Origin of the sequence: Azospirillum sp. A26 (genome assembly GCF_042604635.1) — a bacterium.
In the GTDB taxonomy this organism is placed as follows: domain Bacteria; phylum Pseudomonadota; class Alphaproteobacteria; order Azospirillales; family Azospirillaceae; genus Azospirillum; species Azospirillum palustre.
In genome coordinates, this window is the sequence record NZ_CP170476.1 from 355694 (window position 1) to 376005 (window position 20312).

22 protein-coding genes are annotated in these 20312 nt (G+C 67.1%); 11 read left to right on the forward strand and 11 right to left on the reverse strand.

Going from position 1 to position 20312, the window contains the following annotated elements; all coding sequences use genetic code 11:
* The first annotated feature begins 179 nt into the window (after positions 1 to 179).
* Positions 180 to 3251, forward strand: a complete 3072-nt coding sequence (locus ABNQ39_RS32530) for an ATP-binding protein (protein ID WP_376966327.1) — start codon at positions 180 to 182, stop codon at positions 3249 to 3251.
* Positions 3252 to 3258: 7 nt separating this feature from the next.
* Here ABNQ39_RS32530 and ABNQ39_RS32535 read toward each other — a convergent pair whose 3' ends face one another.
* Positions 3259 to 3561, reverse strand: a complete 303-nt coding sequence (locus ABNQ39_RS32535; RefSeq protein ID WP_158285408.1) for a ribbon-helix-helix domain-containing protein — start codon at positions 3559 to 3561, stop codon at positions 3259 to 3261.
* A 191-nt stretch (positions 3562 to 3752) separates the two neighbouring features.
* On the opposite strand from ABNQ39_RS32535, the gene ABNQ39_RS32540 reads away from it, so the two are divergent.
* The 5 genes from ABNQ39_RS32540 to ABNQ39_RS32560 all read left to right on the forward strand — a co-directional run bounded on the left by ABNQ39_RS32540 (position 3753) and on the right by ABNQ39_RS32560 (position 7364).
* Positions 3753 to 3950, forward strand: a complete 198-nt coding sequence (locus tag ABNQ39_RS32540; protein ID WP_376966329.1) for a hypothetical protein — start codon at positions 3753 to 3755, stop codon at positions 3948 to 3950.
* A 117-nt stretch (positions 3951 to 4067) separates the two neighbouring features.
* Positions 4068 to 5339 carry a YcaO-like family protein gene (locus ABNQ39_RS32545; protein WP_376966331.1) on the forward strand — a complete coding sequence of 424 codons (1272 nt, stop codon included), beginning with the start codon at positions 4068 to 4070 and terminating at the stop codon, positions 5337 to 5339.
* The gene (locus ABNQ39_RS32550) at positions 5336 to 6088 is read left to right on the forward strand and encodes a TfuA-like protein (protein WP_376966333.1); all 753 of its coding nucleotides are present in this window, start codon (positions 5336 to 5338) and stop codon (positions 6086 to 6088) included. Before ABNQ39_RS32545 ends, ABNQ39_RS32550 begins: the two co-directional genes overlap by 4 nt.
* 77 nt (positions 6089 to 6165) lie before the next feature.
* On the forward strand, positions 6166 to 6876 hold the full coding sequence (locus tag ABNQ39_RS32555) for a Crp/Fnr family transcriptional regulator (RefSeq protein WP_376966335.1): 711 nt from the start codon (positions 6166 to 6168) through the stop codon (positions 6874 to 6876).
* Positions 6877 to 6983: 107 nt separating this feature from the next.
* Positions 6984 to 7364, forward strand: coding sequence for a ribbon-helix-helix domain-containing protein (locus ABNQ39_RS32560; protein WP_376966337.1), 381 nt, complete (start codon positions 6984 to 6986; stop codon positions 7362 to 7364).
* A 107-nt stretch (positions 7365 to 7471) separates the two neighbouring features.
* Here the strand turns inward: ABNQ39_RS32560 and ABNQ39_RS32565 are convergent, their stop codons facing one another.
* The 5 genes from ABNQ39_RS32565 to ABNQ39_RS32585 all read right to left on the reverse strand — a co-directional run bounded on the left by ABNQ39_RS32565 (position 7472) and on the right by ABNQ39_RS32585 (position 11490).
* Positions 7472 to 8260 (reverse strand): 3-hydroxybutyrate dehydrogenase, encoded by a 789-nt coding sequence (locus tag ABNQ39_RS32565; protein ID WP_376966340.1) that lies wholly within the window; start codon positions 8258 to 8260, stop codon positions 7472 to 7474.
* 6 nt (positions 8261 to 8266) lie between these two features.
* Positions 8267 to 8920, reverse strand: a complete 654-nt coding sequence (locus ABNQ39_RS32570) for a 3-oxoacid CoA-transferase subunit B (RefSeq protein WP_376966343.1) — start codon at positions 8918 to 8920, stop codon at positions 8267 to 8269.
* A 17-nt stretch (positions 8921 to 8937) separates the two neighbouring features.
* Entirely contained in the window at positions 8938 to 9597 is a 660-nt protein-coding gene (locus tag ABNQ39_RS32575; protein ID WP_376966345.1) for a CoA transferase subunit A, read from the reverse strand.
* Between the two features lie 2 nt (positions 9598 to 9599).
* On the reverse strand, positions 9600 to 10991 hold the full coding sequence (locus ABNQ39_RS32580; RefSeq protein WP_098735834.1) for a GntP family permease: 1392 nt from the start codon (positions 10989 to 10991) through the stop codon (positions 9600 to 9602).
* Between the two features lie 64 nt (positions 10992 to 11055).
* Positions 11056 to 11490: an SRPBCC family protein gene (locus tag ABNQ39_RS32585; RefSeq protein WP_376966348.1), complete on the reverse strand. Its 435-nt coding sequence runs from the start codon at positions 11488 to 11490 to the stop codon at positions 11056 to 11058.
* Between the two features lie 369 nt (positions 11491 to 11859).
* Here ABNQ39_RS32585 and ABNQ39_RS32590 point away from each other — a divergent pair, with 369 nt between their 5' ends.
* Complete coding sequence (locus ABNQ39_RS32590) at positions 11860 to 12060, forward strand: heavy-metal-associated domain-containing protein (protein ID WP_376966350.1); 201 nt, start codon at positions 11860 to 11862, stop codon at positions 12058 to 12060.
* 94 nt (positions 12061 to 12154) lie between these two features.
* On the opposite strand, the gene hemP is transcribed toward ABNQ39_RS32590, so the two are convergent.
* The 4 genes from hemP to ftsE form a co-directional block, all read right to left on the reverse strand.
* Positions 12155 to 12319, reverse strand: coding sequence for a hemin uptake protein HemP (gene hemP / locus ABNQ39_RS32595; protein ID WP_098735831.1), 165 nt, complete (start codon positions 12317 to 12319; stop codon positions 12155 to 12157).
* Positions 12320 to 12455: 136 nt separating this feature from the next.
* On the reverse strand, positions 12456 to 13097 hold the full coding sequence (locus ABNQ39_RS32600) for a YdcF family protein (protein WP_376967165.1): 642 nt from the start codon (positions 13095 to 13097) through the stop codon (positions 12456 to 12458).
* Positions 13098 to 13137: 40 nt separating this feature from the next.
* A complete protein-coding gene (locus ABNQ39_RS32605) occupies positions 13138 to 14031 on the reverse strand; it encodes a cell division protein FtsX (protein WP_376966352.1) in 894 nt (297 codons plus the stop codon).
* Between the two features lie 4 nt (positions 14032 to 14035).
* The gene (gene ftsE / locus ABNQ39_RS32610; RefSeq protein WP_376966354.1) at positions 14036 to 14770 is read right to left on the reverse strand and encodes a cell division ATP-binding protein FtsE; all 735 of its coding nucleotides are present in this window, start codon (positions 14768 to 14770) and stop codon (positions 14036 to 14038) included.
* Positions 14771 to 14945: 175 nt separating this feature from the next.
* Between ftsE and ABNQ39_RS32615 the strand changes: the two genes are divergently transcribed.
* The 4 genes from ABNQ39_RS32615 to ABNQ39_RS32630 all read left to right on the forward strand — a co-directional run bounded on the left by ABNQ39_RS32615 (position 14946) and on the right by ABNQ39_RS32630 (position 19087).
* Positions 14946 to 15728: a lysophospholipid acyltransferase family protein gene (locus tag ABNQ39_RS32615; RefSeq protein ID WP_376966357.1), complete on the forward strand. Its 783-nt coding sequence runs from the start codon at positions 14946 to 14948 to the stop codon at positions 15726 to 15728.
* A 126-nt stretch (positions 15729 to 15854) separates the two neighbouring features.
* Entirely contained in the window at positions 15855 to 17735 is a 1881-nt protein-coding gene (locus tag ABNQ39_RS32620; RefSeq protein ID WP_376966359.1) for a DUF2491 family protein, read from the forward strand.
* Between the two features lie 28 nt (positions 17736 to 17763).
* Complete coding sequence (locus ABNQ39_RS32625; protein WP_376966361.1) at positions 17764 to 18189, forward strand: DUF350 domain-containing protein; 426 nt, start codon at positions 17764 to 17766, stop codon at positions 18187 to 18189.
* A 127-nt stretch (positions 18190 to 18316) separates the two neighbouring features.
* Positions 18317 to 19087: a hypothetical protein gene (locus tag ABNQ39_RS32630; protein WP_376966363.1), complete on the forward strand. Its 771-nt coding sequence runs from the start codon at positions 18317 to 18319 to the stop codon at positions 19085 to 19087.
* A 135-nt stretch (positions 19088 to 19222) separates the two neighbouring features.
* Here ABNQ39_RS32630 and ABNQ39_RS32635 read toward each other — a convergent pair whose 3' ends face one another.
* Positions 19223 to 19915, reverse strand: coding sequence for a hypothetical protein (locus ABNQ39_RS32635; RefSeq protein ID WP_376966365.1), 693 nt, complete (start codon positions 19913 to 19915; stop codon positions 19223 to 19225).
* Positions 19916 to 20312: the final 397 nt, after the last annotated feature.

Consider the following 20312-nt stretch of genomic DNA (forward strand, 5'->3'; position numbering starts at 1 on the left):
CAAGTAACAATCAAAGCGCCGCGCAAGTCGCGGCGCTTTCTTTTTGCCAGGAATTACATACACAGATATGTTACTTTCCGTTGGCGGGAAAATCTTCGGGTGTCGCATCGCTCGGATGTTCGCAAAATTCGAAATGCATGCTCTAATATGCCAACGCGAATTCCGCGAGGGGGGCGGACGTGGCGGACACCATGTTGGGCGCAGCGACGGACGAAGGCCGTCCCTGGCAGGAGGCATCTCGCCTGCCGGGCGATAAGCCGCGCGAACGCAAGGTCGTCACGGCGATGTTCGTCGACATCGTCCGTTCCTCCGCCATGGTGGCAGGCCGCGATCCCGAGGATGCGGACGATCTGCTCCTTTCGATCCTGAACCGTGTGACGGAGGCCGTACCGCGCTTCGAAGGCACGGTGACCCAGATGCTGGGTGACGGCTTCCTGGCGACCTTCGGCGCCCCCGGCGCCAAGGAGGACCATGCGCTGCGCGCCTGCCTTGCCGCCCAGGACATCCTCAGCGCCACCCGCGACGAACAGGGGCGGCCTCTCTTCCACATCCGCATCGGCATCAGTTCGGGTGACGTCGTCGCCCATGTGGTGACCAATGGTCTGTGGACCGACTATCGCGCGGTCGGCGAGTGCGTACATATGGCCGCCAAGCTGCAGCAGCGCGCGGCTTCCGACACCGCGCAGCTCAGCCGGGACACGCTTGACCTGATCCCGGTCGGGGTGGCGGTGCGCCCGATGGGAAGCCTGCGCCTGTCCGACGAGGTGGAGCCGATGCCGGCCTTCCTGCTCGACGGGGCGCGTGCCATCCGCCGCACCGCCACCGATCTGCTGTCCGCCACCGACGCCCCGCATGTCGGCCGGGAAGAGGAGGTGGCAACCCTGTTCGCCATCGCCGATTCGGTGGAAGCCGGGGCACCCGCTCAGCTTCTGCTGCAGGGAGAGGCCGGAATCGGCAAATCCCGCCTCGTCGGCGAGTTCCTGCGCGACCCGCGCAGCCGGCGCTGGACCCTGCTGCAATGGCCGCAGATGCCGATCCGCCGGCTGGCCGATCCCGACGACCTCGAGGCGGTGGCGCTGAGCCTGGCCGAACAGGTGGCCGGCTGCGCCAGCGAGGAAGGCATCGGCTGGGTCTGCGAGGCGGCACGCCGCCGGTCCGGTTCGCTGGCGGGCGATGCCGTGCGCGCGCTGTTCGGCCGGCCCGGGCTGGATCCGCTGTGGAGCGGCCTGGACGCGGCGCAGCGCCTGTCCTTGGGCATCGAAGGTCTGGTAGGGGCGACGCTGGAACTGGCGGCACCGCCCGGAGCCGGCGGTGGAAACGACTCGGGGGATGGGACGGCGAGCGGGGCAGTGGGCCGACCACTGCTGGTGCTGGTGGAGGATGCCCATTGGGCCCGACCGGTGATGGTGCGGCTGCTGGACCGGCTGGCCCAAGCGCTGCCGGGGTCGAGGGCCCGGCTGTTGCTGCTCGCCACCCGACGGCCACCCCCGCTGGGACCGGAGTCGGAAGAGCGGGGCTGGAGCGGCCGTCCGGGCGGGCGCCGCATCGATCTGGGTATGCTGTCACCGGATCAGGTGCAGAGTTTCCTGGCCCACTGGCTCGGCCCCGACTGGTCGCTGGTGGAACTGAAGGCTCAGGTCGCCAGCCGCTGCCAGGGCGTTCCGCTCTATCTGGAGGAGGTTCTGCGCACGCTTGAGGCGTCGAACGCCATCGAGGGCACACCGGGCGCCTACCGGCTGATCGATCCGCTGGTTGTCCACAAGCTGCCGCGCACGCTTCACGCCCTGCTGGCCGAGCGTATGGACATGATGACGCTGGAGCGGCGCCGGCTGCTGATGAATGCCGCCGTGATCGGCACCACCTTCGACGTCGGGCTGCTCCAGGCGCTGACCGGACTGTCCACGCTGGTCCTGTCCGACTCGCTGGCCTATCTGGAGCGCGCCGGCTTTGTGCTGCGCACCCGTCTGCTGCCCAACCTGGAATATTCCTTCAAGCATGCACTGATCCAGGAAGTCGCCTACGCCACCCTGACCAAGTCCGACCGCCGGGCGCTGCATGCCCGCGTGCTGGAAGCGTTGCGCCACCGCCGCGACCACGACCTGCCGAACCGCCTGGACCTGCTGGCCCACCATGCCTTCATGGCGGAGAATTGGCCGGCCGCACACCTGTTTGGCCGGCGGGCGGGCGAACGGGCCGAGGGCCGCTCCAAACTGGAGGACTCCAGCCGGCACTACGGCAACGCCCTGGCCGCGGTGCGGCATCTGCCGGATCATCCAAGGAACACGGCGCGCCAGATCGATCTGCTGATCGCACTTCCGCGGTCGCTCCTGCCACGTGGGTCGATGGGTGTTGACGACCATCTGCAACGGGCCATCGCCATGGCGCGGGAGTCGGGCGACCGCGTCCGCTATGCCCGCGCCTGCTCGATGCTGGCGTCGTTCCTGTGGACTTTCGGCGATCTGGATCAGGGGCTGGCACTTTGCCGGGACGGCTTGTCCGCACTGGACGAGCGGGACGACCGCCGCACCCGCGTCCAGCTTCTGTTCCGGCTGGGCGGCCTGCAAACGGACAAGGGACTTTTCGTCGACGCCCTGGAAACGTTCGAGCTTGGCGCCGCCATGCTCACCACGTCCCGCCCGCACGACCGCTACGGACTGGCAACCGTCGCACAGGTGCATATGGGAAGCATCGCGGCACGCTGTCTTGCCCAACTGGGACGTGCCGAAGAGGCGGTGGAGGCCGGTCGCCGGTCGGTCGAGATCGCCGAGGAAAGCAATCACCTTTTCTCGAGATTGTTTGCCCTGACGCATCTGGGATGGACGCAGATCATCTGCGGGCATTTGAAAGACAGCGTCCCAGCATTTGAAACCGCATTGTCCATCGGACACGCAATCCATGCTCCGTTGCTGCTGCCGCTGGTCATGGGCGGCATCGGGTATGCGTCGGTCCTGACGGGAGACCGGGACGCCGGTTTCGCGATGTTTGATCGCAGCTTCGCGCTTTTCCACCAGCAGGGAGCGATTAGGGGCAAGCCGCATCCGTTGGGATGGTTGCCTCATGTCCAGATCTGGTATGCGGACGCCCTGGAATCTGTGGGAAAGCGCGTGGAAGCGCTCAAAATGGCGGATGCTGCCTTGGAAACCGCGCTGCTGACGACCCAGATCTCAAGCCAAGCGCGTGCAAGGGCACTGTTGTCTCGCCTGAATGGCAGACAGAAGGCTCCCCGAACCAGTGAGAATATTTCTCTTTGAAATCTACTTAAGCGACTTCGAATCCCCGAAAATATTCCAGTACAAAAGTGCGAATTGTGGAGCTGAGCGCCGTGGTCTTCAGGCGCTTTTCCTCCAACTCAGCACATAACTGCTGCGTCGGCTTTCCTTCAATTTTTGCAATGGCATCCAACCCTTCCCATACCGCCTTTTCAAGGCGCAACCTGGATCTTGCGCCGTTCATAAAAACGACACGGTCGGAGAGCTGTGGCCAAACCATCAGGTCTTCGAGGTCGGCGGAGCCGTGACCGGATGCGATACTGCCCCGTTTCTTGTTGGTGGCTCGCAGCATGTTCGTTTCTCCGCTCAATCCATCACCGCTCGCGACCCCATGGCACCCTGACAAGCCCATGAGATGCGCAACCGCTCAGCACACCTGATACCCGCCGCCCCCAAGTCACGAAGTGAAAAACTTCACAGACCGAACCCGTTCGAATCCTAAGAATTGCCGACATCACCAAGCCAGATAGGAGTTCATCCAAGATGTCGCTCTCCATCTCCCAGTCGTCGATGATCCGCGGCGCCGACGGTCGCCTGTATGCCGTGTCCGCTCAGGGCGTCACGGAAATCGCCGAGATCCAGGCCTCCACCGTCCGGAATCTGGTCCGCTCGGGTGACCGCAGCACCTTCGATGCCGCCGATCACGAGGCCGGCCGCTTCAGCATCACCCCGGGCGCCTGATCGGAATCCCGGTACCGGTTTTTGGACCGTGGCCACCAGCACCGATGAGGTGCTGACCGGCCACGGACCCGGAAACAGGACGCCTCTTCGATTTTCCTCCGCCCCGGATCAGTTGCGATGCCCTTCGATCTGCTCGATATCAAAGCCTCCGTTTCGGATGCGGTGAAGGCCCATACGGTCGGCACCCACCGGGTCGTGGCACCCGAACAGACCCTGGCGCGGGTCGCCCCGTTCCTGCCGATCATGGGGATCACCCGGGTCGCAAACGTCACCGGACTGGATGCCGTCGGCATTCCGGTGGTGATGGTGACGCGGCCGAATTCGCGCTCCATCTCGGTGTCGCAGGGCAAGGGAGTGACGCTCGCCGCCGCCAAGGCGTCGGGGGTCATGGAATCGATCGAGAGCTATCACGCCGAACGCATCACCCTGCCGCTGAAGTTCGCCAGCTTCGAAGAACTGCGCTGGACCCATCCGGTGGTGGATGTCGACCGCCTGCCCCGGCTGTCGACCGGAAGCTTCAATCCCCACAGCCCCATCCTGTGGATCGAGGGTCAGGACTTGCTGAACGGCGGCCCGAAATGGGTGCCGTTCGAAATGGTCCACCTGAATTTCACCGTGCCGATGGCCCCCGGCCACGGCGCCTTCCTGGCCGGCTCCAACGGTCTGGCATCCGGTAACCACAAGGTCGAGGCGATCAGCCACGCGGTCACTGAACTGGTGGAGCGCGACGCGACCACCCTGTGGCACCTGCAGGAGCCCGCTGCCCAAGCGGCGACCCGCATCGACCTGGACAGCATCGACGATCCGGTCTGCCGCTCGCTGATCGACCGCTTCGAGGCGGCCGGCGTCGCCGTCGGCGTGTGGGAAACCACAAGCGACGTCGGCTTGCCCGCCTTCCTCTGCCGCATCGTCGAGCGGGAGGAGCTGCCCCAGCATTCCATCCGCCCGGCCACCGGCATGGGCTGCCACGTGGCGCGCGAGATCGCCCTATCCCGCGCCCTGACCGAGGCGGCGCAGAGCCGCCTGACCTTCATCGCCGGCGCCCGCGACGACATGCCCCGTGCCGAGTATGAGCGCCACCTCGACCCCGCCCACCATGCCCGCTGGAAGGCGATGATCGTGGAGGGCGCCGGCAGGCGGTCCTTCCACCACTGCCCGACCGGCGCCGCGCCCACCATCGAGGCCGATCTCGCCCATCAGCTCGACAGGCTGCGCGCCGTCGGCATCGAGGAGGTGGTGGCGGTGGACCTGACCAAGCCGGAATTCGGCATTCCGGTCGTGCGTGTCGTCGTGCCCGGACTGGAGGGTGCCAACGAATCCCCCGATTACCTGCTGGGCGAACGCGGCCTGCGCGCTCTCGGCAGCCAAGCCATGGAGAAGGCGGCATGAGCGGCGTCTATGTCTTTCTAGGCCCCACCCTGCCGCGCGAGGATGCGGCGCTGGAGTTGGACGCCACCTATCTGCCACCGGTCGCCCAGGGCGACGTTCTGCGGCTGTGCGCCGAAAAGCCGGCGGCCATCGGCATCATCGACGGCTTTTTCGAAAGCGTGCCGTCGGTCTGGCACAAAGAAATCCTCTACGCCATCCACGCCGGCATCCCGGTGTTCGGCGCCTCCAGCATGGGCGCCCTGCGTGCGGCGGAACTGTATCCCTTCGGCATGATCGGCGTCGGCGCCATCTTCGAGGCCTTCCGCGACGGCCGGCTGGAGGACGATGACGAGGTGGCGGTGATCCACGGCCCGGCCGAGCTGGGCTACACTTCCCTGTCGGAGGCGATGGTCAACATCCGCCGCACCCTCTCCGACGCGGTCGCCGACCGGGTGCTGACCGCCGGGACGGCCCTGCGTCTGGAGTCCATCGCCAAGGAGCTACCCTATCGCGAGCGCGGCTATGGCCGGATGCTGCGGCTGGGCAGCGACATCGCCCTGCCGCCTTCCGAGCTCGCGGCTTTTCGCGGCTGGCTGCCGCAGGGTCGTTTCGACCAGAAGCGTGAGGACGCCAAGGCGATGCTGCGCACCATGGCACGCCGGCTGGGCCGCGCGACGAGCGACGACGCGACGACCGAAGCCCGTTTCCATTTCGAACACACCGTCCTGTGGGAGCGCGCTCTGCGCGATGCGGCACCGCTCGCGATGTAAGCGCGTTTTGGCTAGACTGATCGCGCCGGGGTGGCGATGACCGCCAGCCCGGCGCGAAACTGTGTCTGGGCGGACGGATGAACGCGCCTGTGGATGTCGCATCGGTTCTGAGGCGCAACCGGCTGCTCGGGGAACTCGATCCCGAGCAGATGGCCGAGATGGTGACTCTGGGCCGCATGGCACGCTTCGATGCCGACCAGATCATCTTCGACAAGGGCGACCCCGGCGACAGCCTGTTCGCCGTGCTGAAGGGCCAGATCGCCATCCGCACCTCCTCGGCGGATGGCAAGACCATGCTGCTGAACATCCTGGAAGCCGGCGATGTGCTGGGCGAGATCGGGCTGATCGACGGCCGAGAGCGGACCGCCGCCGCGGTCGCCCTGCGGCCGGTCGAGCTGTTCCGAATCGACCGCGCCGACTTCATCCCCTTTCTGGAGCGCCACCCGCGCCTCTGCACCCGCATGATGATCGTTCTTTGCGACCGGCTGCGCTGGGTGTCGGAGAACATCGAGGACGCCGTGTTCCACGATGTTCCACGCAGGCTCGCGCGCCGGCTGCTGCTGCTGTCGGACAGTTACGGGCAGCCGACCCCTGCCGGTCTGCGGCTGACTTTGCCCCTGTCCCAGGAAGCATTGGCAAACATGCTGGGCGTCACCCGTGAAATGGTGAACAAGTGTCTCGGCGCCCTGCGCAGGACTGGAACGGTGACATATGCCAAAGGTTTTATCGTGATCAACGATCTGGCTTTGCTCAAGGACATGGCCGGGGATCCGGAACGCATCCCCTAGGGGGAATCCTTACATGCCTAAAGTTTTGTTCCCAAAACCGGTTGTGGTCGCGTTATAGTGTTCATGCGTTGGGGGCAATCGCACGGGTAGCACGAGGGCATACGAACATGTCGAGCGTTGGGGACAGCAAATCTCACGTCGATCAATCCATAGGTGCCGCTTCTCTGGCCTCTCGCACGCTGAAATTGTCTGGACGTGACGTTTCGATCCGGCTTGAGCCTTCCTACTGGGAGGGGCTGGAGGAGATCTGCCGGCGGGAAGTTATGACGGTGGACGAGTTGTGCGACGACGTGCGTGACCGCATGGAACGGCAGGCCCGCCATTCATCCCGGTCGGGCGTTTCCCTTGCGAATGCCCTGCGCGTGTTCGTTGTCGGCTATTTCCGGCAGGCGGCGACCGAACGCGGTCATGCCCGCGCCGGCCACGGACAGGGCCGCCCCTTCATCGCGACGCCCTTCGACACGGTTCCGGCCACCAGCGACACCTGATACCGGACAGAAGCAGCCCCGGAAACGGACCTTTCGATCTGTTCCCGGGACGCTTCGGTGCCCGTCCAGCCCAAGCGGCTTCAATACCGCTTGGGCCGACGGTTCATTTACTGGGCGGTCCAGCCGCCATCCATGGTCAGAGCCGCGCCGCGCATGTTGCCGGCAGCCTCGGAACACAGGAACACCGCCAGCTCGCCGAGTTGCTCCGGCGTGACGAAGGATTTGGACGGCTGCTTCTCGCTGAGCAGTTCACGTCCGGCCTCCTCCACCGACAGGCCCCGCGTGGCGGCCAGCGCGTCGATCTGCTTCTGCACCAGCGGCGTCAGCACCCAGCCCGGGCATATGGCATTGCAGGTGATGTTGGTCTCCGCCAGCTCCAGCGCCGTCACCTTGGTCAGGCCGATCACGCCATGCTTGGCGGCGACATAGGCCGACTTGTTGACCGAAGCCACAAGCCCATGGACCGAGGCGATGTTGATGACCCGGCCCCAGCCGCGCGCCTTCATGCCCGGCAGAGCGGCGCGGGTGCCGTGGAAGACGGCCGACAGGTTGATGGCGATCACCGCGTCCCAGCGCTCCACCGGGAAGGCATCGACAGGCGACACATGCTGGATGCCGGCATTGTTGACCAGCACGTCCAGCCGGCCATAGGCCGCTTCGGTGGCGGCGACCATCGCCTCGATCTCCTCGGGCTTCGACATGTCGGCGCCGTTGTGGGCGACGCGCACGCCGAACTCCTTGGACAGCGACTGGCACAGCTCGGCGATGTAGCCGGCATCGCCGAAGCCGTTCAGCATCAGGTCGGCACCCTGGCCCGCCAGTTGCCGTGCGATCCCGAGGCCGATCCCGCTGGTGGACCCAGTGACGAGCGCAGCCTTCCCCTTCAGATTGGTCATTCTTCTTTATCCTTCGATCGGCATGGAACGGAGGTCCGGGGCGACGATCAGTTCGCACCCGGTGTTGGCGATCACCTGCTCCACCGTGACACCGGGGGCGGTTTCCTTCAAGACGAGGCCGGCGTCGGTCGGCTCGATGACGGCGAGGTCGGTCACCACCAGATCGACCCGGCGGACCGAGGTCAGCGGCAGGGCGCAGCGTTCGACGATCTTCGCCTCGCCCTTGGCGCTGTGCTGCATGGCGACGATCACCCGGCGGGCGCCGGTGACGAGGTCCATCGCACCGCCCATGCCCGGCACCATCTTGCCCGGCACCATCCAGTTGGCCAGCCGCCCTTCGCGGTCCACCTGCAGGCCGCCCAGCACGGTGACGTCCAGATGGCCGCCGCGGATCAGCCCGAAGGAGAAGGCGCTGTCGAAGGACGCCGCCCCCGGCAGGGCCGAGATGGGCGAGCCGCCGGCGTCGGTCAGGTCGTGGTTTTCCGCCCCGGTGATCGGGCCGGACATGCCGACGATGCCGTTCTCCGACTGGAAGAACACATGGCGGCCGGGGGGGACATAGCGGGCGACCAGGGTCGGCAGGCCGATGCCCAGGTTGACGAGGTCGCCGTCCATCAGCTCCAGCGCGACGCGCTTGGCGATCAGGGTCTTTTCATCCATGGCTCTCTACTCCCCGATCAGCGCGGCGTTGCGGCGACGATGTAATCGACCAGCACCGACGGCGTCATCACCGCGTCGGGCGGGATGCAGCCGACCGGCAGGATGTCCTCGGCCTCGGCGATCACGGTGGCGCCGGCCATCGCCATCAGCGGGTTGAAGTTGCGGGCGGTCAGCGCGTAGGTCAGGTTGCCGTACAGGTCGGCCTGCTTGGCGGCGACCAGCGCGAAATCGGCCTTGATCGGCATTTCCAGCAGGTAGGTGACGCCGTCGATCTCGACCGTGCGCTTGCCCTCCTCCACAATGGTGCCGACGCCGGTGGCGGTCAGAACGCCGCCCAGCCCGACGCCGCCGGCGCGGATGCGCTCGGCCAGCGTGCCCTGCGGCACCAGCTCCACCTCGATGGCGCCGGCGATCATCTGCTTCTGCGTTTCAGAGTTCAGGCCGATGTGGCTGGTGACGACGCGACGGACCAGCTTCTCCACCACCAGCTTGCCCAGGCCATTGTTGGGCCGGGCGGTGTCGTTGGCGATGATGGTCAGGTCGCGCTTGCCCTGGCGGATCAACTCGTCCACCAGCCGGTTGGGGCCGCCGACGGCCATGAAGCCGCCGATCAGCAGGGACGCCCCATCGGGAATGCGCGCGACGGCGTCCTCCAGGGAAATGAGCTTGTTCTTCATGATCAGACGATCCCGGTCAGGTAGTAGACGGCGATCACGAAGAAGACCGCCAGCGTCTTGATGCAGGTGACGGCGAAGATGTCGCCGTAGGATTGCCGGTGCGTCAAGCCGGTGACGCCCAGCAGGGTGATGACGGCGCCATTGTGCGGCAAGGTGTCCATGCCGCCGCTGGCCATCGAGGCGACGCGGTGCAGGACCTCCATCGGGATACCGGCGGCATTGGCGGCGGTGATGAACTGGTCGGCCATCGCTGCCAGCGCGATGCTCATGCCGCCCGACGCCGATCCGGTGATGCCGGCCAGCGCGGTGACGGTCACCGCCTCGTTCACCAGCGGGTTGGGAATGGCGGCCAGCGCGTCACGGATCACCAGGAAGCCCGGCAGCGCCGCGATCACCGCACCGAAGCCGTATTCCGACGCCGTATTCATCGAGGCCAGCAGCGAACCGCCGATGGCGGCCTTGGTGCCTTCCGCAAAGCGCTGGGACACCGGCTTCCAGGCGAAGGCCAGCACCAGCAGGATGCCGCAGAGCAGCGCCCCTTCCACCGCCCAGATGCCGGCGACGGCGGAGACCTGCGTCACCAGCGGCTTGGCGCCGGGGGTCAGGGCCACCTCATTCGTGGCGCCGTAGACGCTGGGAATCGCCATGGTGAACAGCTTGTTCAGCACGCCGACGGCAACCAGCGGCGACAGCGCCAGGATCGGGTTCGGCAGCGCCTCGGACGCCACGGCTTCCGGCTCGTTGGTGTGGCCGCTGCCATAGCCCTCGCCGCGCGCGATGGCCGAACGGACGCGCCATTCCAGATACAGCAGGCCCAGCGTCAGGATGAAGACCGAACCGATCAGGCCCAGCCAGGGAGCGGCATAGGCGTCGGTCTTGAAGAAGGTGGTGGGGATGATGTTCTGGATCTGCGGCGTGCCCGGCAGCGCATCCATGGTGACGGTGAAGGCGCCGAGCGCGATCACGCCGGGGATCAGGCGCTTGGGGATGTCGCCCTGCCGGAACATCTCGGCCGCGAAGGGATAGACGGCGAAGACCACGACGAACAGCGACACGCCGCCGTAGGTCAGCAGAAGGCAGACCAGGACGATGGAGGTCACCGCACGCTCGCGCCCGACCAGCTTGATGACGGCCGAGACGATCGACTTGGAGAAGCCGGACAGCTCGATCACCTTGCCGAACACCGCGCCCAGCAGGAAGACCGGGAAGTACAGCTTCACGAAGCCGACCATCTTGTCCATGAACAGGCCGGTGAAGATCGGCGGCACCGCGGACGGGTCGGTCAGCAGCACGGCCCCCAGCGCCGCCACCGGCGCGAAGAGGATGACGCTGAAGCCCCGATAGGCGACCAGCATGAGGAACGCGAGCGCTCCCAGGCAGATCAGGAAACTCATTTGGACGATGCTCCCTCGGTTATTCTTTTCCGACGCTTGGCGTCTGGAGTGTCGTTTTCGCGATTCACGGATGAAGCAGAGTGCGGAGCCGGGCCATGCCGGCGTCGTAGAGGTCGCGGACGAACCGTTCGGCATCCGCCTCCGTCCCCTCCTGCGGGCGGGAGGCATAGGGATGGAAGGTGGCGGTCCAGTGAAGCACGGCCTGCCCCTCCCCATCGGCCCGCAGGCGGATTTGCGCCAGCAGGTCGGCGACCGGATACGGCCCCTCGATCACCGCATAGGTATAGGCGTCGTCGACCCGGCTGACATGTTCCAGCCGGTGGACGACCGGCGAGCCGTCGTAAAGCCGCAGGCGCCTGAGCGCGCCCTTTTCCGTCCCGTCCACGGTCATGGAAACCGCACCGGGATACCATTCACCGACAGCGCCATCCCACCGCACCAGCGGCCACACGTGGCGCGCCGGGACAGGCAGAAGGGTTGTGGCGGTGACAAGCGGCATCGCGGCGCTCTTTCCTAAAAGTCCCGGGCCTGGAAAATCCCGGGATGGGGCGCATGCATCCGTATCAGCAAGGGCTATGCCAGGACGGACTTGACAGGTTGTCGCAGGCGAAACCTTTGGAATATCGGACTTTTTGCAGTGCACACTAAAATCGCCATGGACCGAAACTTCTCTTTTTCGAGATTATCGGCCGACGAATTGTCTCGTTTTCAAGATTTAGTCTTTTTTTCGAGATGACGCTTCGAGGTGTGACGATCAGGGCGGCAGGTGGTTGAGCGGACCTGCGGAATGCCGCTTGACCTTCCCGTTGCTGGAAGGTGCAGCCTTTCCAAAGCACCTGTGCTCCTCAACCCCTAAGGGAGAAGATCCATGCTGACGTTGAAGGTTTCCGGAATGACCTGTGGCCATTGCGCCCAGACCGTGACCAAGGCCGTAGAGGCCCTCCCCACCGTGGAACGCGCCCTGGTCGACCTGAAGGCCGGCGAAGTCGCGATCGAAGGCAGCGCTGACGAATCCGCCATCCGCCAAGCCATCGAAGATGCCGGCTATGAGGTACAAGGCCGGGCGTGAAAGGTCATCATAAAAAAGAAAATGGGCGCCGGGCCATTGTGGCCGGCGCCCATTCTCGGTGACGTTTTTCCCGGAAGGTTCTTTGAAGGTCGTTTTATTTGGTCAGGATCAGCTTGTTGGCGCGGGTCACACGCAGGCGGTAGCTCTGCCCGGCGTGCTGGATCACGATCTCGCGGCTGCCCGACATCAGGCGGCCGGATTCGACCACCGGCAGGGATGCGGCGAAGGAAGCGGGAACGGAGACGGCGCTGTCGTGCATGGCGAGTCTTTCTTGCTGGACGGACGTTGCGGTTGGCGATGTCCGGGCGTGAACCCTGAACAGGACCCTAACCCTGCCCACGACCAATTGCAAGTCATTCTCATTCGCTTTTGGAGGCCGGGGCCTTTTTTCAGGATCAGTCCCGAACCGCGCGGCGGACCGCCCAGCGCAGCCCCACCACCAGCAGCTTGTTGTATTCGTTGACCAGCAGGTTGGCGGTGCCGGGCCACATCCACCAGTCGTCGAGATGGACGGTGGGGGCGACGACGGGATGGGGAACCAGTTCCACATCCGGCATTGCCATCGACAGTTCCAGCAGGCTGCGGCGCATGTGGTAGTTGGCCGTCACCAGCCGCAGCGACCGGAATCCCTGGTCGCGCATCCAGTCGGCCGTCTCATAGGCGTTGCCGATGGTGCTGTCGGCGGAATAGCCCAGCGTGATGCAGCACTCCATTTCGGTCGGGGAATGGCGGGACAGCTTCAGCAGTTCCTGCACATCCACCCCGTCATAGACGCCGGAGACGAACAGCTTCTTCGCGCGGCCGGCGGCGAGCAGTTCGAGCCCGGTGCCCAGCCGGTGGCTGCCACCGGTCAGCACGACGATGGCGTCGGTCGGACGGTCGGCCTCGGCGCCGCTGGGGGACGAGCGCGGCACGTCGGCCGCATACCAGAACAGCCCGCCCAGCCAGACGGCCGCCAGCACCAGCATGCCGGCGATCACATGCGCAATCGCCCGCGCCATCATTCCGCCGCCGCGCCGCCGGTGACCGTGGCTCATCATGGTGCCGCCCAACCCCCAATCCCACTCATGGCTCCACTCACGGCATGGACTCCAGCGTGCGCAGCACGGTCCAGCGCGCGGTGACCAGCGCCAGAAGGGCAAGCCCGGCCGGCACCAGCAGCAGAGCCCCCCATTGCCAGGGCTGCAACGCCAGGTCGGGCAGCAGGCTGGCCCGCAGCCCCTGGGAGGCGCGGTGCAACCCATACATCGTGCCGCCGGCCAGCAGCAGCCCGATCCCGCCGCCGCGCAGGCTGCGGCCCACCACATGCCGTTCGAACTGGCGCGAGACATAGCGGTCGGTGGCGCCCATCAGATGCAGCAGTTCCACCACCGGCCGGTGGATGGCGAGGCCGGTGCGCACGGCGAAGACCACGGTCATCACCGCCGCCGCCCCGATCAGCACCACCACGCCCAGCGCCGCCAGCCGGATCGCCCCGGCGAAGGAGCGCAGATCGGCCAGCCACACCGCATGGTCGTCCAGCGTCGCCCCCGGCGCGGCGGAGGTCAGGCGCAGGCGGAGCGCCCCGACATCGACCGGCCCGTCGGCGACGACGTCGATCAGCCGCGGCATCGGCAGCAGCGGGTCCGCCGCCCCCGCCCCCAGCCAGGGCTCCAGCAGCCGGGCGATCTCCCCCCCGCCCAGCAGGGTCGCCGAGCGGATGCCGGGGACGGAGCGCAGGACGGTCAGCGCCGCCTCCGCCCGCTCGTCCAGCGGGGCGACGGGAGCGCCCGGCATCGGCGCCACCTGCACGGTCAGGCCGCCGGCCAGCCCGCTGTCCCAGCGCTGGGCCATGTCCGTCACCAGCATGGCGCCGGCCAGCGCCAGCGCCGCCAGGAACACCATCAGCGCGGTGATCCAGCCGAGAAAGCGCGAGGAGGGATCGACCGCCAGCGGCAGGTCGGAACGGGGCCGCACCGGACGAAGCGCCATGCCGCTACTCCCACCTCGAATCGATGGGGCCCGGATCGCTGGCCCGCGCGTCCTTCGCGCGGGCCTCGACGCGACCGCGCGCCGGCAGCACCATCAGCCGGCCGTTGTCGAGATGAAGGCGCGGGTGGTCGAAACGGCGGATCAGCGCTTCGTTGTGGGTGGCGATCACCACGGTGGTCCCCAGCTTGTAGAGTTCCTCGAACAGATAGAGCAGCCGCATGCCGATGCCGTCGTCGACGTTACCGGTCGGCTCGTCGGCCAGAAGCAGCCGCGGCCGGTTGATCACCGACCGTGCGATGGCGACCCGCTGCTTCTGCCCGCCCGACAGGGTGGAGGGCGTGGCGTGCAGATGGTTGCCCAGCCCGACCCAGCGCAGGATCTCGCTGCAATGGGCGACCACATCGGCCTCCGGCGTGCCGGCCATGCGCAGCGGCAGCGCCACATTGTCGAGCGCCGACAAATGGTCGAGCAATGCGAAATCCTGGAACACCACGCCGATCTGGCGGCGCAGTTCCGGCAGGTCGCGGCGGGTCACCATCGCCATGTCGCGGCCGAACAGGGTGACCAGCCCGCGCGACGGCCGGTGGGCCAGATACATCAGCTTCAGCAGCGACGATTTGCCCGCCCCGCTGGTACCGGTCAGGAAATGGAACGAGCCCGGCTGAAGGGTGAAGCTGATGTCCCGCAGCACCTCCGCCTCGGTGCCGTAGCGCAGGCCGACATTCTCGAAACGGATCACGGTTCCACCACAGCTCGCCGCCCTTTCGCGCCCCACCCCTCCATGCCGGGGACAATGCACCCGGTGGGGAGCGGAGTCCACCCTGCCCGGCAAACGGCCGCCATCCGCCGGCCGTCCTCTCCCGCACCGCGCGGAATACTTGAGAAGTCGATGAAGACCTGACAAGTTGCCGGCCATGATCTGGATCCGGTCCCTCGCCTTCAACATCGCGTTCCACCTCTGGACCGCGCTGATGTGCTTCGCCCTGCTGTGGATGCTGCTGCTGCCGCGTCCGCAGATGGTCGCGGTGGTGAAATGGTATCTCAGCACCGTCGGCTGGCTGGAGCGCACGCTCGTCGGCATCCGCTACGAGGTGCGCGGGCGGGAGAACCTGCCCGACGGCCCCTTCCTGCTGGCGGCCAAGCACCAGTCGGCATGGGAAACCATGAAGCTTCACCTGCTGGTGAAGGATCCCGCGATCATCCTGAAGCGCGAGCTGATGTGGATCCCGATCTGGGGCTGGTACGCCGCCAAGGCGAAGATGATCCCGGTCGACCGCGGCGCCGGCGGGGCGGCGATCAAGTCGCTGATCCGCAACTCCCGCCCGGTGCGGGACGAGGGCCGCCCCATCGTGATCTTCCCCCAGGGCACCCGCGTGGCGCCGGGCACCTACCGGCCCTACCGCATCGGCGTCGGCATGCTCTATGACAGCCTCGGCATTCCCATCGTGCCGATGGCGCTGAATGCCGGCCTCTATTGGCCGCGCCACAGCTTCCTGAAGTACCCCGGCACGGTGGTGGTGGAGTTCCTGCCGCCGATCATGCCCGGACAGCCGCGCGCCGAAGCGATGCGCGACCTGGAGGAGCGGCTGGAGGCCGCAAGCGACCGCCTCGTCACCGCAGCCGGCGGTCCGCCCACCCTGCGCCCGCCGCCGCCGGAACCGGCACAGAGCAAGCGGACGGCGACCGCCGTCTCCTGACGGAAGGCATAGGGGCCGGTGGCGACGGTTAATTCCTTGAGCGCCGCTGCGTATCTGCCTACCCTCGCGCAACGAATCGCCGGGAGGGCCGGTTGAACCGGCTCCGGATGACGCGCGAGAGGATGGATGACGCAGACCGCGAAGCCCCCCAGGCCCAGCCAGTGCCCCACCCGGTATCGGGACCGTTGGACGGAGCGATGGCGCGCAGCCGCCGTCGCCCTGCTGATGATGGTGCAGCCGCTGGCGGCTCCCGTCGCCACCGTCCTGACCGCCCCCGCGGCCCCCGCCCCGCTTGCCGCAACCGTCATCGCCGCTGTCACCGCAGCAGCCGTCACACTGACGCCGGCCGAGGCCGAGGCCCGCGCCGGGTCCAGCAGCCGGTCGTCGGGCGGCTATTCGCGCCCGTCGCGTACCCCCTCCATCGGCAGCAGCGGCGGCAGCGGCGGATACTCCCGCCCTTCCACCTCGCGCACGCCGTCCACCGGAAGCGGCGGCGGCTGGTTCTCCGGCGGGTCCTCCAATTCCAGCGGCGGCTATGCCCGGCCGGGCAACAGCGCCCCGTCGGTCGCCGCCCCACCGACCTCGGCGGGCGACCGGACCTTCAGCCAGCAGGGCTCGGCCGATGCGCTGAACCGCTACCGCACCAAGCAGGAGGCCGACCGCACCCCGCCGGCCCAGCCGGGCGCGCCGCCGCCCGCCGCCTCCACCCAGGGGCGGACCGGCGGGTCGAGCAGCTCCGGCGGGTCCAGCTGGGGCTGGGGCTGGGGCGGGTCCTCCTACCGCACGCCATCGACGCGCCCGGCGCCGGCCAACCCCTATGGCGGCTATGGCTGGAGCCCGCCGCCCTACACCGTCAGCGCCCCGCGCCGCTTCGGCGTCTGGGACGGGCTGTTCCTGTGGTTCATGCTCGATACGCTGACCCGGCCGGGCCATGCCGCCTTCTTCCACAACAACGCCGACGACCCCGGCTATCGCGAATGGCGCCAGGAGGCCGACCGGCTGGCCCGCGACAATGCGGAGCTGCGCGGCAAGCTGGACCAGCTCGACCAGTCGGTGGCTGCCCAGGCCGGCACCCCGCGTCAGGCCGGGCAGCTGCCGCCCGACGTGCCGGCGGATCTGGCCCGCGCCGATTCGGCCAGCTCGGCCAGTTCGGTGGACAGCGCCAGCGCCGCGCAGGCGTCGCGCAGCTCCGGGCACGGCTTCTGGTGGTGGGGCCTGCTGCTGCTGGGAGCGGCGGTGCTGTTCCTGCTGTGGCGGGCGCGGCGGCGGATGGATGCGCCATCCAAACCAAATGCAGTCGCCGACAGCCCTGTTTCCAAGGGCTCCGGCGCCAAGGGAGGATCTGACGTGCCCCTGTTCGGAACGCTCGGCAACTACGTGAACCAGAAGCTCGGCGGCAAGACCTACAGCCCGTCGCTGTTCCGGCTGGGCATGACGGTCACCATCGACCCCACCCCCTTCCTGCTGGCGGAGAGCGCCACCAAGGTCAAGGCGCCGGACACCGGCACCGACCGGCTGGTGTCGATCGAGGCGGTGGGAACCGTCACCTCCGGCCCGGCCACCGTCTACCGCCTGCATCTGCCGGGAGGAGGCTTCTTCCAGATCCATCTCGGTCCCGACGGGCAGCCGGACGAGTGCCGCTATTTCACCCCCATCGACAGCGTCACCCCGTCCGACGAGGGCGAGTGGGGCTTCTGGCTGGACGATGCGGAGGGGATGATCGGCTGGCCGGAGTTCCAGACCAAGGACGGCAAGCTCTATCCACGCATCTGGCAGCCGGGCGCCAGCCGCATCCAGCCCTTCACCCTCAGCGAGGCGCGCCAGACCCTGCGCGGGACCGAGACGGTGACCAGCCAGTCGATGCTGTACGGCGCCCCGACGAACGCCGGGGATCCGGCGCCGGCCACCGAGTACATCCTGGTGGAGGCGGTGGAGCGCGCCGGCCGCGCGTCGGTCGAGATCGCCGCCGGCATCGACGTGAACCCCGCCTCCCTCTCCCTGTCCTAACCCCCCACACGACAAGAGTGCCGGCCCCATGGAAAGCACCTTCGGTTCCATCCTGACCGCGCTCGGCACCGGCCTTCCGGTGCTGCTGGTCCAGCTCGCCGTCACGCTGGCGCTGCTGGCGGTCGGCGTCGCCGTCTATACCCGCATCACCCCCTTCGACGAGCGCCGGCTGGTGGCGGAAGGCAATGCCGCCGGCGGCCTGACGCTGGCGGGGTCCATCGTGGCGATCGCCATTCCGCTGGCGGCGACGCTGGCGACCAGCAGCTTCCTGCTCGACATCCTGCTGTGGGGCGTAGTGGCGGTGATCCTCCAGCTGGTCGCCTTCGCCGTGGCGACCCTGCTGATCCGCGACCTGCGCGGCCAGATCGAATCCGGCAACGTCGCGTCGGCGGCGACGCTGGTCGGCGTCCAGCTCGGGGTGGCGGTGATCAACGCCGCCGCCATGGCCGGATAAATCTCCCCCGAGAGGTAAGGATGGGGGTCTGGTTCCCGGATCGCCCCCACCCCATCTGTGCAGGCGAAGCGTCCGCGGTCTTGGTCCGGGGGCGCCTCCAACAACCCTCCTTCGACAGGAATCAGCCATGCTTGCCTTCATCCGCAACCTTATGGGTGTCAAGACCGACCAGGCCGTCCAGGGCGCCATGGAGGCGCTGGTCCGCTGGGATCCGAAGTCCGCGACCGAGGCGGAACTGCGGACCATGGAGCAGCATCTCGACGGGCTGGGCCGGCAGGTGGCGGAAGCCCGCGCCATCCATGACCGCGAGCAGCGCGAGGCCGACGAGATCAAGGCCCTCTCCGCCCAGCGCATGGCCGCGGCCGAGCATCTCCAGCGCCAGATCGACGGCGAGACCGACCCGTCGCGCAAGGCCGGGCTGGAGAAGAGCCTGGAGACCGTCGTCGCCATGCTGGAGGAGATGGCCCCCGACATCGAGCGCGAGGTCCGCGACGCGGTCGAGGCGCGCGAGTTCCTGGAGATGCTGGAGAAGAACTACGCCGAGGCCGGCGCCAAGCTGAAGGCCGCCCGCGCCGACCTGACCCGTGCCCAGCGCGACATGGGCCGCGCCGACCAGCAGCGCGCCATGGCCGAGCGTCAGGCCGAAGCCGCCCGTCAGGCCGCCGGCCTCGCCGGCGCCACCAGCGGGCTGACCGTCGCGCTGAAGGCGATGCAGGACACGGCGGCCAAGGATCTGGCCGCGGCGGAGGCCGCCAACGCCAAGGCCAAGCTGCTGCGCCCGTCGACCCCGGAAAAGGAAGACCCCAACATCGCCGCCGCGCTGGCCGCCGCGTCGGGCAAGACCGCCCCGACCAGCCTGTCCGATCGTCTGGCGGCGCTGAAGGCCAAGCAGGGCTGAGGATTCGGGGGATCGGCGGGGGAAGACTCCGCCGATCCTTACTTCCTGGGGGCCTTCCTGGGGATGAAACAGCGTGGAACGGTTTCCGGCTGCTGTTCCATCGTCCCCGCCCCGCCCGCCTCACAGACGGTCGCCTTACAGACGGTCGAAGGCGGCCTTGCCGCCCTTGCGCTCCAGCGCCGAGCCGAGGGTGGGATAGGGATCGTCGGGGTTGAGGGTATAGGGATAGACGCCCTTGGGTCCCACCGCTTCCGGGCGGGCGAGGATGGCGGCGACGGCGCGCGGATCGGGCGGGGTGCGTTCGCGGAAGGCACCGGGGATGCTGTCGTCGTCGAGGTCGGCAATGAGGTCTGCGGCAGGGTCAGCCGCAGGGTCGGTGGCAGACAGGTCTTCCGACGGCTGCGGGGGCTGCGGCTGATGCGCCGGCTGGGCGGCGAGCCCGTCGAGGATACCGAGCCGGTCGGCCAGCCAGCGCACGGTGGACGGATCGCCGGAGGAGACCAGCCGTTCGATCTGCTCGACCACCAGACTGCGCAGCGACGAGAGGCGCAGGTCGGCCTCGCGGCGCAACGCCTGCCGCTCCCACCACACCCTGTGACGGAAATCCTTGGAGCCGTAGTAAGCGCGCCAGAGGGTGGTGCGGCTGCATCCCATGGCACGGGCGACATAAAGGAAGCTGCTGCCGCGCGCCAGCATGCCGGCGGCCATGATCCATTGTTCCTCATGGAACTGCGAACCGGGGACCAGCGAGCCGTCCGACGGCACCGGCGGCTCTTCGGCCCAGACGGGGAAATTGTCGTTCTGGAAGGTACGGCTGTCGAGGGCCATGGCGTCGCTCCACAAGCTGGTGAAAGGTTTGCGGAGAGGTTATAGGATTTTGATCCTTGCTTGGTGGATTTTATGCAAAACGGGAGCGCGGACCGCTTACGGGGGCGCGCTTGGCGTCGACAGAAATGGAACCTCCGATGATTTCATTCATCGGAAATCCCTGTCTCGCAGAATAAAACTATCTTCCGCACTTCATGCTGTTTAACCAAATGCGAATCGGCACTTTCTGAACGATAACAATCATCTTTATTTCATATATTGAAAAGCAGGAAACCGGCATTTTCGCCCGATAATATGTGAGGACCAATACACGAATAGGCATTCGATAAGATTGAATCAAAAATTCATGTTTCAATTCAGTAAGTAAAATTTTGCATAATCTCGGATTCACCCTGAT

Bases quoted from the DNA above. Each gene is read 5' to 3' on its own strand.
- ABNQ39_RS32535 (WP_158285408.1), bottom strand. From the start codon at position 3,561: ATGCTGCGAGCCACCAACAAGAAACGGGGCAGTATCGCATCCGGTCAC.
- ABNQ39_RS32540 (WP_376966329.1), top strand. From the start codon at position 3,753: ATGTCGCTCTCCATCTCCCAGTCGTCGATGATCCGCGGCGCCGACGGT.
- ABNQ39_RS32545 (WP_376966331.1), top strand. From the start codon at position 4,068: ATGCCCTTCGATCTGCTCGATATCAAAGCCTCCGTTTCGGATGCGGTG.
- ABNQ39_RS32550 (WP_376966333.1), top strand. From the start codon at position 5,336: ATGAGCGGCGTCTATGTCTTTCTAGGCCCCACCCTGCCGCGCGAGGAT.
- ABNQ39_RS32555 (WP_376966335.1), top strand. From the start codon at position 6,166: ATGAACGCGCCTGTGGATGTCGCATCGGTTCTGAGGCGCAACCGGCTG.
- ABNQ39_RS32560 (WP_376966337.1), top strand. From the start codon at position 6,984: ATGTCGAGCGTTGGGGACAGCAAATCTCACGTCGATCAATCCATAGGT.
- ABNQ39_RS32565 (WP_376966340.1), bottom strand. From the start codon at position 8,260: ATGACCAATCTGAAGGGGAAGGCTGCGCTCGTCACTGGGTCCACCAGC.
- ABNQ39_RS32570 (WP_376966343.1), bottom strand. From the start codon at position 8,920: ATGGATGAAAAGACCCTGATCGCCAAGCGCGTCGCGCTGGAGCTGATG.
- ABNQ39_RS32575 (WP_376966345.1), bottom strand. From the start codon at position 9,597: ATGAAGAACAAGCTCATTTCCCTGGAGGACGCCGTCGCGCGCATTCCC.
- ABNQ39_RS32580 (WP_098735834.1), bottom strand. From the start codon at position 10,991: ATGAGTTTCCTGATCTGCCTGGGAGCGCTCGCGTTCCTCATGCTGGTC.
- ABNQ39_RS32585 (WP_376966348.1), bottom strand. From the start codon at position 11,490: ATGCCGCTTGTCACCGCCACAACCCTTCTGCCTGTCCCGGCGCGCCAC.
- ABNQ39_RS32590 (WP_376966350.1), top strand. From the start codon at position 11,860: ATGCTGACGTTGAAGGTTTCCGGAATGACCTGTGGCCATTGCGCCCAG.
- hemP (WP_098735831.1), bottom strand. From the start codon at position 12,319: ATGCACGACAGCGCCGTCTCCGTTCCCGCTTCCTTCGCCGCATCCCTG.
- ABNQ39_RS32600 (WP_376967165.1), bottom strand. From the start codon at position 13,097: ATGAGCCACGGTCACCGGCGGCGCGGCGGCGGAATGATGGCGCGGGCG.
- ABNQ39_RS32605 (WP_376966352.1), bottom strand. From the start codon at position 14,031: ATGGCGCTTCGTCCGGTGCGGCCCCGTTCCGACCTGCCGCTGGCGGTC.
- ABNQ39_RS32615 (WP_376966357.1), top strand. From the start codon at position 14,946: ATGATCTGGATCCGGTCCCTCGCCTTCAACATCGCGTTCCACCTCTGG.
- ABNQ39_RS32620 (WP_376966359.1), top strand. From the start codon at position 15,855: ATGACGCAGACCGCGAAGCCCCCCAGGCCCAGCCAGTGCCCCACCCGG.
- ABNQ39_RS32625 (WP_376966361.1), top strand. From the start codon at position 17,764: ATGGAAAGCACCTTCGGTTCCATCCTGACCGCGCTCGGCACCGGCCTT.
- ABNQ39_RS32630 (WP_376966363.1), top strand. From the start codon at position 18,317: ATGCTTGCCTTCATCCGCAACCTTATGGGTGTCAAGACCGACCAGGCC.
- ABNQ39_RS32635 (WP_376966365.1), bottom strand. From the start codon at position 19,915: ATGGCCCTCGACAGCCGTACCTTCCAGAACGACAATTTCCCCGTCTGG.